Below are 13,265 nucleotides of genomic sequence, written 5' to 3'. Positions count from 1 at the left end.
ATGCAGCAGGGCGAGGCCAGCAAGACTGTTCGCACCACCTGCCCCTATTGCGGCGTCGGCTGCGGCGTGCTCGCCACGCCACAGCCGGATGGCAGCATGGCCATTGCCGGCGACCCTGAGCATCCCGCCAATTTCGGCCGGCTGTGTTCCAAGGGGTCGGCGCTGGGCGAAACCCTGGCATTGAGCAACCGCCTGTTGCAGCCCGAGGTTGATGGGGTGGTCACCAGCTGGGACGCGGCGCTCGAGCGGGTCGCCAGCACGTTCTCCCGCACCATCGCCGAGCATGGGCCCGATGCGGTCGCCATCTATGGCTCGGGCCAGCTGCTCACGGAGGACTACTACGTTGCCAACAAGCTGATGAAGGGCTTCATCGGCAGCGGCAATATGGACACCAATTCGCGGCTCTGCATGGCCTCCTCGGTGGCCGGGCACAAGCGGGCCTTCGGCTCGGATACCGTGCCGGGCAATTACGAAGATCTCGAACTGGCCGATCTGATCGTCTTGGTCGGGTCCAATCTGGGCTGGTGCCATCCGGTGCTCTACCAGCGCATCACCAAGGCCAAGGCCGAGCGACCCGGGATGCGCGTGGTGCTGATCGATCCGCGCCGCACCGCCAGCGCTGACCTCGCCGACCTGCATCTTCCCGTGCAGTCCGATGGCGACAGCGCACTCTTTGTCGGGCTGCTGTCCCATCTTTCGACCGCCGGAGCCATCGATGCCGGCTTTGTGGCCGACCACACCGAGGGCAGCACCGAGGCACTGGCCGTTGCGGACCATTGGCCGGTCGAGCGGGTGGCACAGGCCACTGGCATCCCCGAGACCGACGTACGGCGCTTCTACGACTGGTTTGCCGGCACAGAGCGCGTCGTCACAGTCTATTCGCAGGGCGTCAACCAGTCCGGCGTGGGCACTGACAAAGTCAATGCCATCATCAACGCCCATCTGCTGACCGGCCGCATCGGCAAGCCCGGCATGGGGCCATTCTCGGTCACCGGCCAGCCCAATGCCATGGGCGGGCGCGAAGTGGGCGGGCTCGCCAATACGCTGGCCGCCCATATGGATTTCACTCCCGAAGCCATCGACCGCGTCGGCCGCTTCTGGAACAGCACCAGCGTGGCGACAAAGGCGGGCCTCAAGGCCGTGGACCTCTTTGCAGCCGTGGCACGCGGCGAGGTCAAGGCGCTCTGGATCATGGCGACCAATCCGGTCGATTCCATGCCCGAGGCCGACGCCGTGCGTGCGGCCCTGGCCGCCTGCCCCTTTGTGGTGGTCTCGGACATGACCGACCGCACGGACACGGTGCTCCATGCCCACGTCCGCCTGCCCGCTGCCGGCTGGGGCGAGAAGGACGGTACGGTCACCAATTCGGAGCGCCGCATCTCGCGCCAGCGCCCGTTCCTGCCGCTGCCTGGCGCGGCGCGCCCCGACTGGTGGATCATCTCCCAGGTCGCCCAGCGCATGGGTTTTGGCGCCGCCTTTGACTATGCCGGACCTGCGGACATCTTCGCCGAACATGCCGCGCTCACCGCCTTCGAGAATGACGGAACGCGCGATCTGGACCTGGCAGGTCTTGTGGGGGCGGACTACGAGAGCCTCGCGCCCGTGCAGTGGCCCGTGCGGGCGCAATCCCGCACACGTCTTTTCGGCGATGGCCGCTTCTTCACGCCAGACCAGCGGGCGCGCTTCGTCGCCGTCGTGCCGCCCGAACCCATCCGCCCCGCGCCGGGACAGTTGATCCTCAACACAGGCCGGGTGCGCGACCATTGGCACACCATGACGCGCACGGGAAAGACGGCTCGCCTGTCGGCCCATTATGCCGAGCCCTTTGCCGAGCTGCATCCGCTGGACGCGGCAGAGTTGGGCATCACGCCGGCGACGCTGGTGCGTCTCGGCAATGCCCATGGGAGCGCGATTGTGCGCGCTCTGGTGACCGATCGGCAGCAGCGTGGCCACGTCTTCGCGCCTATGCACTGGACCGACCAGTTCGCCTCCAATGGACGCGTGGACGCCCTGGTCACCGCGCGCACCGATGCCATTTCCGGGCAGCCGGCGCTCAAGATGGCGCAGGTGGCGGCTATGCCCTTCATCGTGGAACGCTATGGCTTCTTCGTCGCGCGGCAGCGCCCGGCGCTGGCCACGGACTATTGGGCCATTGCCGAAGCGCCAGATGGTGTCCGTGGGGAACTGGGCTTTGTTGAAGAACCCGGCGACTGGGACGCCTGGCTGCGTGCTGCATTCGCTTTGCCCGCGGCGGCCCGCGTCCATTCGGTGATCGATTCCGGTTCCGGCCGGCGCAGCTTTGCCGTTCTGGCCGACAGGCAGTTGCAACTCGCGCTTTACGTCGCCGCCACGCCCGTCGCCGTCGCCCGCCAATGGGCCGTGGACCTGCTCAAGGCAGACGATGTCAGCGCATCCATGGTGCTGGCCGGTCGGCCCGGCGCTGACCGTCCCGATGCGGGAGCCATCGTCTGCTCCTGCTTCTCGGTGGGCCGCAACACCATTGCCGGGGCCGTCACCGAGCAGGGTTGCACAACTGTCGAAGCCGTCGGCGCCTGCACACGCGCCGGCACCAATTGCGGCTCATGCCGCGCCGAAATCAGGGGGATCATCGATGCACATCGTCTCGTCGCCGCAGCCGAATAGGCCCCGTATCGCCCCACTGGCTGTGTTGCCGGTGTTCTTTGATCTCAAGGGCAAGCCGGTGGTCGCCATCGGCGGGGGTGAGCCGGCGACCTGGAAGATCGAGCTGCTGGCGGCAGCGGGCGCCGAAGTGCGTGTCTATGCGCCCGCCAAGGAACGCTGCGCAGCGCTTGAGGCCATGGCCGACACAGCCGGCATTGCGCTCATCGACCGCGCCTGGACGCCCGCCGATCTCACGGGTGCGGCGCTGGCCGTAGCCGAGATCGAAGACGACCACGAGGCCGAAGCGTTCGTGGCTGCCGCGCGGGCCCTGGGCGTGCCCTATAATGTCATCGACCGGCCCGAGTTCTGCCAGTTCCAGTTCGGCGCCATCGTCAACCGCTCGCCGCTGGTGGTGGGCATCTCCACTGCCGGCGCCGCGCCCATTCTCGGCCAGGCGGTGCGTCGCCGCATCGAAACGCTGCTGCCAGCCACGCTCAGCCAGTGGGCGCAGTTGGCGCAGGAAGTGCGGTCCGAAGTGATTGCGCGCCTGCCCGCTGGACCGCACCGCCGCGCCTTCTGGGAACGCCTTGCCGCCCGTGCCTTTGGTGATCGCGGGCCGCAGGCTGATGATACACATATCGAGATGGACAGCGGATCTGCGCGCGCTGGTCGCGTGACCTTGGTCGGCGCCGGTCCGGGCGATGCGGACCTCTTGACCATCAAGGCCGTCCGCGCCCTGCAATCAGCCGATGTCATCCTGTTCGATGATCTGGTGTCATCCGAGGTGCTGGAGTTGGCGCGCCGCGAGGCCAAGCGCATGCTGGTGGGCAAGCGCGCGGCCCGCGAGAGTTGCAAGCAAGACGACATCAACGCGCTGATGCTGTCGCTTGCGCGCCAGGGCAAGCATGTGGTGCGCCTCAAGTCCGGCGATCCCATGATCTTTGGCCGCGCCGGCGAGGAGATCGACATGCTCGAACGGCATGGCGTGCCCGTCACGGTCGTCCCCGGTGTCACAGCGGCGCTGGCGCTGGCCAGCCGGCTCGGCGTCTCCTTGACCCACCGCGACCATGCGCAATCGGTCCGTTTCGTCACTGGTCACTCCCGCAAGGGCGTGCTGCCGGACAGTCTCAACTGGGCCGCCCTGGCCGATCCGGCAACAACCAGCGTCTACTACATGAGCCGCCGCACCCTGCCCGAAATCGTTGACCAACTGGCTGCGGGCGGCATGAGCCTCAGCACCCCGGCAATCATTGCCGGCAATGTCGGTCGCGCCGACGAACAGGTCTGGCGCGGCCCCCTTGCCGAGGCTGTTACGGCGGTCGAGCAGTTTCCGCTCTCCGCGCCAACCATCTTTGCCGTCGGCGATGCCTTGGCCCAACGCGGCGCCATGGCATTGGACGCCACGGGTACTGACTAGCCGCTGGGTCAGGCGCGCGTCTGGCCAGTGCGCGCCAGCAGAGAACGCTCCAGCGCGGAGAGACCGTCGTAGATGAGCACGGCGAGCACACCGACGATCAGGCCGCCTTGCAGCACAAAGGCGGTGTTGTTGGACAGCAGCCCGGCAATGATCACCTCGCCTAGCGTGCGGGCAGCGACGGTTGAGCCGATGGTGGCGGTGGCCAGCGAGATGACGACGGACAGCCGAATGCCCGCCAGGATCACCGGCAGCGCAATGGGCAGTTCCACGCGCAGCAGCCGCTGCCAGCCGCTCATGCCCATGCCCCGCGCCGCTTCGACGACGGCCGGCGGCAAGCCGGTGAGGCCGGTCAGCGTGTTCTCGAAGATCGGCAGCAGGCCATAGAGAAACAGCGCTACCAGCGTTGGCGCCGTGCCGAAGCCGAGCATCGGCACCGCCAGCGCCAGCACCGCCACGGGCGGAAAGGTCTGCCCGATATTGGCAAGGCTGCGCGACACCGGCAGGAACTCGGCGCCGAAGGGCCGGGTGACGATGATGGCGAGACCCACTGCAATGATCGTTGCGCCCAGCGTCGCCACCGCAACAATGCCGAGATGGCTCAGCGTGATGTCCAGCAGGTTGCCCTGGTTGTAGATCGCCGGCTGACCATTCGTCGTGAGCAGACCAAAGGCGCCGGAAAAGGCATCCGGCCAGAGCAGCAGCGCCAGAAGCGTCAACAGCGCCACCAGCCGGATCAGATTGCCCCAGCTCATTGCGGCCGCGCCGCCAGGCGTGCCAGGGCGGCCAAAGTCACCTGACCAACAATCTCGCCATCACGCGTGACCGGCAGCGCCGTGCGCGCCGACCACAGCAGTTCGGCATAGGCATCGCGCAGCGAGGCGGTCGTCGCAATGGGCGCGCCGCTGGCCGTGCCGGGTTCGATGTGGTCACCAACGCGCGACAGCGACAAGAGGCGGAACGGGCGCTCGCTGCTGCCGACCAGATCGGCAATAAAGTCATTGGCCGGACGGGCAATAATCTCGGCCGGTGGCGCGCTCTGCAGCAATTTGCCATGCGCCATCACGGCAATGGTGTCGCCCAGGTGAATGGCCTCTTCCATGTCATGGGTGACCAGGACAATCGTGGTGCCCAGCTTGCGCTGGATGGACAGCAGGTCGGCTTGCGCCTTGGCCCGGATCACCGGATCGAGCGCGCCGTAAGGTTCGTCCATGAGCAGGATATTGGGCTTTGCTGCCAGGGCGCGGGCGACCCCGACGCGTTGCTGTTCGCCGCCGCTCAGCTGATGCGGCAGGCGATCGCGGAAGCTGGCGGGATCGAGCTGGAACAGCTCGAGCAGTTCATCGACGCGGGCACGCGTCTTGGCGCGGTCCCAGCCGAGCAGGCCCGGCACGGTGGCGATGTTCTGCGCCACCGTGCGGTGGGGAAACAGGCCATGCCCCTGGATGGCGTAGCCAATGCGGCGCCGCAGCTCATAGGCGGGAATGCCGGCGATATCCTCGCCATCGATGCGCAGGCTGCCGCTCGACGGATTGACCAGCTTGTTGATCATGCGCAGCAGCGTGGTCTTGCCCGAGCCCGAGGTGCCGACGATGACGCAGACCGTGCGTGGCTGGATGGTCAGGGTCACCTGGTCCACCACGGCGCGGCCGTCATAGAGGCGGGAAACGTCGTCGATTTCGATCATGTTCGGGTCCCCCGCGCCGTCATGTCCACCAGGGCGTCCAGCACCACGGCCGCAGCAAAGGCCAGCGCCACCGTCGGCACTGCCCCGAGCAGCACCAGATCCATGGCGGTCTGGCCAATGCCCTGGAACACGAAGACGCCAAAGCCGCCGCCACCGACCAGGGCGGCAATGGTGGTCAGGCCAATGTTCTGCACCAACACGATGCGGATACCGGTCAGAATAACCGGAAACGCCAGTGGCAGTTCCACCGACAGCAGACGTTGCCAGCGGGTCATGCCCATGCCGCGCGCCGCATCGATGGCGGCCGGCGACACGCCCACTAGCCCCACCACCGTATTGGCGACGATAGGCAGCAGTGAATAGGCGAACAGCGCCACCAGCGCCGGTGTCGCGCCGATGCCCGAGATGCCGATGGCCTTGGCGCCCGGCACATGCGCAGCCACCCAGGCCAGTGGCGCAATCAGCAGGCCGAACAGGGCAATCGAGGGAATGGTCTGGACGATGTTGAGCAGGTTGAGCACGCTGGCCCGCAGTGCCGCGAATTTGTAGCAGACCATGCCGAGCGGCACGCCGACCAGCGTGGCGATGGCCACCGATCCGAAGGCCAGCCCGAGATGGGTCTGCGCCTCCGACCAGAAGGATTGGGCGCGATTGGCATATTCGCGCAGCATGGAGAGATCATTCCACAGCCCGCTCCAGAGCAGCAGCGCCATCGCGGCCGCGACCGCCAGCAGCATGGCGACACGCTGCCAGGGGCGCAGGGCCAGCCGGGTCAGCGCATCAGTGACCAAGAGTGCAAAGGCAAAGGCGAGAACCCAAAATCCCGCACCGGGCGAGACACGGGCGAAACTGTCGCCATCGGGCGTGAGATGACTGGCCGACAGCCCAGCGAGCACGAAGAGCATACCGACCACCACCAGCCCCACCGCCAGCTTGAGGTGCGCAGGCCAGCGCAGCAGCGCGGCGGCAAATCCGCCGATGAGCGTTGCAACAAGCAGCAGCGCCAGGTGTAGCGGCAGCGCCGCAAACAGGCCCATGGCCTCGCCCGGCACGATACGGTTGGCGCGGAACAGCGCAAAGGGCAGAGCAATGCCAATGCCGGCGGCCACGGCGACCAGCACACCGAGCTTGTCGAGTGCCAGCCAGGTCGGTCGGGGGCGGTCTATGGCGGGGGCAGCAAGGCTCATGCGGGCTCGGGTCCTCGGTCGCCAGCATGGCGAGGGGCGATCAGGCCGTCAGGCAGCGGGGGAGGAGGCGCAAAGCCCCTCCCCCATAATGCGGGCTAGTTCAGGAAACCGCCCTTGGTCAGGTAGTCGGTGGCGACGGCTGAGGAGGCTTCGCCGCCCACCTGCACGCGACCGTTCAGCTCCTGCAGCACTTCGAGCGTCAGGCCTTCGAACACGGGCTTGAGCAGTTCAGCGATCTGCGGATACTCGTCCAGCACCGCCTGGCGGATGATCGGGGCGGGCTGATAGACCGGCTGCACGCCCTTGTCGTCTTCGAGCACCTTGAGGCCCGAGGGGGCGATGCCGCCATCGGTGCCATAGACCATGGCGGCGTTGACGCCATTGGTCTGCTGCGCGGCAGCGGCAATGGTGGCCGCCGTGTCGCCACCCGAAAGGGTCACCAACTGGTCGGGCTTGAGGGTGAAGCCATAGACTTCCTGGAACTTGGGGAGCGCGGCCGGCGAGTTGACGAACTCGGAAGACGCCGCGAGCTTGACCTCGCCGCCACCGGCGACCCAGGCGCCAAACTGGGTGAACGTGGTCAGATTGTTGGCTTCGGCCACGTCATTGCGCACCGCGACAGCCCAGGTGTTGTTGGCGGGCGACGGGGTCAGCCAGACGATCTGGTTGGCGTCGAGATCGAGCTTGGCCGCTTCGGCATAGGCCGCGGCGGCGTCGTTCCACAGCGGATCGTCGGCCTTCTCGAAGAAGAAGGCGGCGTTGCCGGTATACTCGGGGTAAATGTCGATCTCGCCCGCGGTGATGGCCTGGCGGACGATGGGCGTGGCGCCCAGCTGGATGCGATCCTCGACCGGGATGTCGTTGGCCTCGAGCACCTGCTTGATGATATTGCCCAGAACACCGCCTTCGGTGTCGATCTTGGACGACACCACGACCTGTGCGTTGGCTGCGGTGATGGTCATCGCCAAAGCGGCGACGGCGCTCAAAAGCATGGACGTGCGGCGCATGGAATTCTCCGTTTTTCTGGTGTGCTGGCGCAAGGACCAGCCTGGATCTGTGCATCGGGTCGCAGCGCAAGACGCTGCCGCGGATCAGACCGCCCGGCGGGGACGCTCTCCTATCAACCAATACTGACAAGCCATGTCAGCATGGCGGCATATTGCCGCCCGATCAACCGTTGATACGCACCGCCTGTCGATCCGGACCAATGGCAAATGGCCGGGACAGCAGACTATTCGTTCGCCTTGGCGCGGAGGTTACTTCATCCAGAACATGGGCGTGAGATCGACCGAGATCGGCTCGTTCTTCTCGTTTGTGGCCATGACATCGGCCATATGCGCCCACCAGCGCTGCATCACCGCCGTGGCCGGCAGCTCCGCCATGGTGTTGTCCCTGCGGCGCCACAGCACGCCGAACAGGATATTGGTGTCTTCATCGAGATGGATCGAATAGTCCTTGACGCCGGCTTCATGCAGCAGGTCGACCAGCTCGGGGAAAATCTCGTCGTGGCGCTTCTTGTATTCGGCTGCCATGCCGGGATTGAGCTGCATCTTGAAGGCATGTTTCTCGTAGTCGCCATCGGTGATGATCATGCGCGCTGCCTCCACATGCGGAACAGGATGGGCAGCGCGATCACCACGATCAGCAGGCCGCCGATGAAGATGGACATCACAATACCAGGCACATTGAGCAGGCCCAGTCCGAAGGTGACAAGACCCATGATGATCGCGGCCAGCACGACGCCGAGAATGGAGCCCGCGCCACCGACAATGGAGACGCCGCCTAGCACCACCATGGTGATGGCCTCCAGCTCCCAGCCCTCGGCAATCGAGGGCCGCGTCGAGCCCAGGCGCGCCGTCAGCAGCACGGCGGCGATGCCGCTCATCAGGCCGGTGAGGCAGAACAGCACGAATTTGATGCGATCCACGCGCACGCCGGAGAACTGCGCCGCCACCGCATTGTTGCCGATGGCAAAGACGCGGCGGCCGAAGTTGGTGCGGTGCAGCAGCACGAAGTAGATGACGGCGCAGAGCACGAACAGCACCAGCTCGAACGAGATCACGCCCCAGACATAGCCCTGGCCGAACCAGGAGAAGCTCTTGGGATAGCCCTTGAAGCTCTGGTCGCCCAGGATGATGAAGCTGATACCCCGGAAAAGGCTCATCGTGCCGATGGTCACCACGATGGAGGGCAGCTTGAGCCCGGTGACGAGGAAGCCGTTGACGGCACCGCAGGCGATGCCGGTGCCCACGCCGATGGCCACCAGCACAGGGGTGTCCGCGCCATATTGCAACGCCAGGCCCATCAGGGTCGAGGCCAGCGCGATGATGGCGGCCACCGACAGGTCGATCTCGCCGGCGATGATCAGCAGCGCCATGGCCAGCGCGATCAGCGCCTTTTCGGTGAAGTTGAACGTGAGATCGCTCAGGCTCCAGGCGTTCAGGAAATAGGGCGAGGCGAAGGAATTGACGATGAAGATCACCACCGCCACCAGCACCAACAGGCTTTCCCAGCTCAGCAGGGCCGAGCGGAGCGGATTGTCGAGGCGGTCGGGCAGCGAACGGTGGAGCGAAGTGTCGGTCATGCTGTTTCTGCCGTCTTGAGGATGATGCGGCCCTTGCTGCGTTCGCCGCGCGCGTTGAGCACCACAGCCAACAGGATCGCCGTGCCGGAAATGGCCATCTGCCAGAACGGGGAAATGTTGATCACCGGCAGGGCGTTGTTGATGACGCCGAGGAAAATGGCGCCGAGCAGCACGCCGCCGACGCTGCCGATCCCGCCGGCGATGGAGACGCCGCCAATGACGCAGGCGGCAATAATGGTCAGTTCATAGCCGCCAGCGACTTCGGTGGAGGCGATGACATAGCGCGAAATCCAGAGATAGCCGCAGAGCCCGGCCACGGCGCCCGAGATGACGAAGGCCATGAACTTGGTGCGGCCCACATTGATGCCGGTATAGACCGAGGCCGTCGGATTGACGCCGATGGCGTAGAAGGCGCGTCCCAATGGCGTGCGGGTCATGAGCACATAGAACAGCGCGGCCACCACAATGGCGAACCAGCTCAGAACCGGCAGGCCCAGGAACACCGCGCGCTGGAAGGCAATGAAATCCGGGCTCATCTGGGCCGCATTGACCCAGGCGCCGCCGGAAATGACGAAGACCATGCCGCGGAAGATCGTCAGCGTGCCCAGCGTCACGACGATGGGCGGGATGTCGAGCTTCCACACCAGCACGCCGTTGAAAGCGCCCAGGCCCGCGCCGATGAGTACGGACAGCGCCATGAGCGCCGGGATCGGCACGCCGGGGAAAGCAGCGTTGAGCATGGCAACGATCATGCCGGTCAACGCGAGGTTGGAGGCCATGGAGAGGTCGATCGAGCGGGTCAGGATCACCGCCATCTGTCCCAGCGCCAGCATCATCAGGATGGAGGTGTCGTTGAAGATGGTCAGCAAATTGGTCGGCTGGGCAAAGCGCGAGAAGCGCAGCGTCACCAGCACGACCACCAGCACGATGGCCAGGGCCAGCCAGACTTCGCGGTGTTTCATCAAGCGGTTCATGCGGCCATGTCCTCGGCGATGCCGGCGGCCAGGCGCACCAGCGTTTCGGGCTTGAGCCCCTTGTTGTCGAGCGTGTCGACCATCCGCCCCTCGCGCATGACGACGATGCGGTCGCTCATGCCCAGCACTTCGGGCAGTTCGGAAGAGACCATGATGACGCTGAGGCCCTGGGCGACCAGTTCGGCCATGAAGTCATGCACGGCGGCCTTGGAGCCGATGTCGATGCCCTTGGTCGGTTCATCGAGGATGATGACTTTGGGCAGCGTTGCCAGCCACTTGGCGATCACCACCTTTTGCTGGTTGCCGCCCGACAGGGTCGAGACATTCTGGCTGAGCGAAGAGGCGCGCAGATCCAGCCGCTCGGTATAGGTGCGGGCCAGGGCAAATTCCTCGGCCAGGCGCAGGAAGCCAGCGCGGCTGGTCGTGCCCAGCGATGGCAGCGAGACATTCTTGAAAATGGGTTCGCCGGTAATGACGCCCTGCTTGCCGCGCTCCTCGGGGACATACACGATGCCGGCCTCGACGGCATCGGCGGGAGAGCGGGGTGTGATTGTCGCGCCATCGAGCGACAGCGTGCCGGCGGAGGGGCGCGTCAGACCGAACACAGCCTGCATGACCTCGCTGCGGCCGGCGCCGACCAGGCCATAGAAGCCCAGGATTTCGCCCTTGCGCACAGAGAATGAAATGTCATTGAATTCAGTGGGATGGCTGAGGCCCTTGGCCTCCAGCACCACATCGCCGCTGGCCGCTTGGCGGGACGGGAAGATGCCTTCGACCGGGCGACCGACCATCATCTGGACGATGTCGCTCTGGCTGGTGTCGGCGATCATGCCCTTGCCGACCTGCTCGCCGTCGCGGAAGACGGTGAAGCGATCGGCGATGCGATAGATCTCATCGAATTTGTGGCTGATAAACAGGATCGCCTTGCCGTCCTGCTTGAGCAGGTCGATCAGGACGTAGAGCTCCTCGATCTCCTTCTGGCTGAGGGCGGCGGTGGGCTCGTCCATGATGACGACGCTGGCGTCGATGGAGAGCGCGCGGGCCACGGCGACCAGGTGTTTTTTGGCGATGCCGAGTTCCCTAAGCTTGATGTCGGGGTCAATGCCGGCGGCCATGGCGTCGAGGGTCAGCCTGGCTTCGCTGCGCATCTTGCGCCAGTCGATCAGGCCGAACCGATTGCGGGGGGCGTGGCCGAGATAGATGTTCTCGGCGACGGTCAGCTCGTCGAACAGCACGGTTTCCTGATGGATGGCGGTAATGCCAGCCGCAGAGGCAGAATGCGCCGTCGGCAGCGTAACCTTCTGGCCGTTCACGGCAATCTCGCCCGCGTCGGGCTGGTAGATGCCCGTCAGGGTCTTGACCAGAGTGGACTTTCCGGCGCCGTTCTCCCCGATCAGCGCGGTGACCTGGCCGGCATAGAGCTCGAGCGAGACATTGTGCAGCGCCCGCACGCCGGGGAAGCTCTTGGAAATGCCCGAGAGGGTCAGGATGGGTTGATCGGTCATGGGTCTTAGCTTCATCCTTCACCGCTGGCTGCGGTGGTGCAGTCGACACCCTCCCCTTGCGGAGCGGGATCAAGAGTGGGGGGCCTCGGTGATCCGTCGAACGACCCTCAGCCTGGCTCTGCCGCGGCGATGTGCAGGATAGGTCCCCTCTCCCCTGAGGGGAGAGGGTTAGGGTGAGGCGTTCAGTGCCGCGGCAAAAGCTCAGGCTCCGAACCTCTCACCCAACCCAACGGGTCGACCACTCCCCCTCTGGGGAGTGGCAAAGGACCTCAATAGATCTTGGAGAACTCTTCGATGTTGGACTTGTCGAAGGTGAAGGGAGCGGCCATGGCGCCCGAGTTGGTGTCGTCCAGGGTCAATTCGCCCATGCGGCCCATCGAGAGCTTGGCACCGGGCTTGGCTTCGTCGCCCTTGACCAGATCATTGGCCAGCATCACGGCTGAGTAGCCCAGGTCGATCGGGTTCCACAGGGCAACGGCCTGGCTCGCGCCATTGTCGATGAACTGCTTGAACTCGGACGGCAGGGCAAGGCCGGTGACATTGATCTTGCCGATCAGGTTCTGGTCGGTCACCACCTGGGCAGCGGCCACGACGCCCACGGTGGTGGGGGCAATGATGGCCTTGAGGTCGGGATAGGAGGCGATCAGGCCCTTGGCTTCGTCGGTCGACTTGACCGAGTCATCGTCGCCATAGACGACCGAGACGAGATTGATGTTGGGGAACTTCTCGGGCAGCACGGCCTTGGCCGCATCGATCCAGGCGTTCTGGTTGGTCGCCGTGGAGGCAGCCGAGAGGATCGCCACGTCGCCCCCCTCGGGCAGGTAATCGGCAGCCAGCTTGATGATGGTCTCGCCGATCAGGGCGGTTTCGGACGGGTTCAGGTGCAGCTGGCGGCCTTCGGGGGCGACGCCGGAATCCCAGGAGATCACCTTGATGCCGCGTTCCATGGCCTTCTGCAGCGCCGGCACAAGCGCGTCCGGATCGTTGGCGGAGATGGCGATGGCGTCAACCTGCTGGGCGATCAGCGCATTGATGACTTCGATCTGGGCTTCGGCGGTTGCGGCGGTCGGGCCGGTATAGATCACTTCGACATCGCCAAGTTCGGCAGCAGCTTCCTGCGCGCCCTTGTTGGCGGCATCAAAGAAGCCATTGCCCAGCGACTTGACGACCAGCGCGATGCGGGTCTGGGCGAAGGCGGGCGTAGCGAGCAGTGCGGCAACGGCGGTGGTGGCCGCCAGCAGTTTAATCAGCTTCATTGAGGTTTCCTCCCTGGGGTCGTCTTGCTTGGTTTC

The 13,265-nt window shown here is 65.5% G+C and carries 11 protein-coding genes; 2 read left to right on the top strand and 9 right to left on the bottom strand.

The annotated features are described in order from the left end of the window. Both K1177_RS02160 and cysG read left to right on the top strand, forming a co-directional pair. Positions 1 to 2,643 (top strand): nitrate reductase, encoded by a 2,643-nt coding sequence (locus K1177_RS02160; protein ID WP_224701679.1) that lies wholly within the window; start codon positions 1 to 3, stop codon positions 2,641 to 2,643. Beyond that, positions 2,612 to 4,039: a siroheme synthase CysG gene (cysG, locus tag K1177_RS02155; protein ID WP_224701678.1), complete on the top strand. Its 1,428-nt coding sequence runs from the start codon at positions 2,612 to 2,614 to the stop codon at positions 4,037 to 4,039. The genes K1177_RS02160 and cysG overlap by 32 nt, the downstream gene beginning before the upstream one ends. An 8-nt stretch (positions 4,040 to 4,047) precedes the next feature. On the opposite strand, the gene K1177_RS02150 is transcribed toward cysG, so the two are convergent. The 9 genes from K1177_RS02150 to rhaS all read right to left on the bottom strand — a co-directional run bounded on the left by K1177_RS02150 (position 4,048) and on the right by rhaS (position 13,229). Next, positions 4,048 to 4,791 carry an ABC transporter permease gene (locus K1177_RS02150; RefSeq protein ID WP_224701677.1) on the bottom strand — a complete coding sequence of 248 codons (744 nt, stop codon included), beginning with the start codon at positions 4,789 to 4,791 and terminating at the stop codon, positions 4,048 to 4,050. Beyond that, on the bottom strand, positions 4,788 to 5,723 hold the full coding sequence (locus tag K1177_RS02145) for an ABC transporter ATP-binding protein (RefSeq protein WP_224701676.1): 936 nt from the start codon (positions 5,721 to 5,723) through the stop codon (positions 4,788 to 4,790). The genes K1177_RS02150 and K1177_RS02145 overlap by 4 nt, the downstream gene beginning before the upstream one ends. Next, a complete protein-coding gene (locus K1177_RS02140) occupies positions 5,720 to 6,910 on the bottom strand; it encodes an ABC transporter permease (protein WP_224701675.1) in 1,191 nt (396 codons plus the stop codon). The genes K1177_RS02145 and K1177_RS02140 overlap by 4 nt, the downstream gene beginning before the upstream one ends. 95 nt (positions 6,911 to 7,005) lie before the next feature. Further along, entirely contained in the window at positions 7,006 to 7,917 is a 912-nt protein-coding gene (osmF, locus tag K1177_RS02135; protein ID WP_224701674.1) for a glycine betaine ABC transporter substrate-binding protein OsmF, read from the bottom strand. 249 nt (positions 7,918 to 8,166) lie between these two features. Further along, complete coding sequence (gene rhaM / locus K1177_RS02130) at positions 8,167 to 8,502, bottom strand: L-rhamnose mutarotase (protein ID WP_224701673.1); 336 nt, start codon at positions 8,500 to 8,502, stop codon at positions 8,167 to 8,169. Next, positions 8,499 to 9,494, bottom strand: a complete 996-nt coding sequence (locus tag K1177_RS02125) for an ABC transporter permease (protein WP_224701672.1) — start codon at positions 9,492 to 9,494, stop codon at positions 8,499 to 8,501. Before K1177_RS02125 ends, rhaM begins: the two co-directional genes overlap by 4 nt. Then, the gene (locus K1177_RS02120) at positions 9,491 to 10,468 is read right to left on the bottom strand and encodes an ABC transporter permease (protein ID WP_224701671.1); all 978 of its coding nucleotides are present in this window, start codon (positions 10,466 to 10,468) and stop codon (positions 9,491 to 9,493) included. Before K1177_RS02120 ends, K1177_RS02125 begins: the two co-directional genes overlap by 4 nt. Beyond that, positions 10,465 to 11,973 (bottom strand): sugar ABC transporter ATP-binding protein, encoded by a 1,509-nt coding sequence (locus K1177_RS02115; RefSeq protein WP_224701670.1) that lies wholly within the window; start codon positions 11,971 to 11,973, stop codon positions 10,465 to 10,467. The genes K1177_RS02120 and K1177_RS02115 overlap by 4 nt, the downstream gene beginning before the upstream one ends. A gap of 269 nt (positions 11,974 to 12,242) precedes the next feature. Then, on the bottom strand, positions 12,243 to 13,229 hold the full coding sequence (gene rhaS, locus K1177_RS02110; protein ID WP_224701669.1) for a rhamnose ABC transporter substrate-binding protein: 987 nt from the start codon (positions 13,227 to 13,229) through the stop codon (positions 12,243 to 12,245). Between the last annotated feature and the right edge of the window lie 36 nt (positions 13,230 to 13,265).

This window comes from Devosia aquimaris (genome assembly GCF_020169335.1).
GTDB classification, from domain to species: Bacteria; Pseudomonadota; Alphaproteobacteria; order Rhizobiales; family Devosiaceae; genus Devosia; species Devosia aquimaris.
The sequence above is the reverse complement of the archived record's forward strand: the minus strand, read 5'-3'. Positions and strand labels throughout refer to the sequence as shown.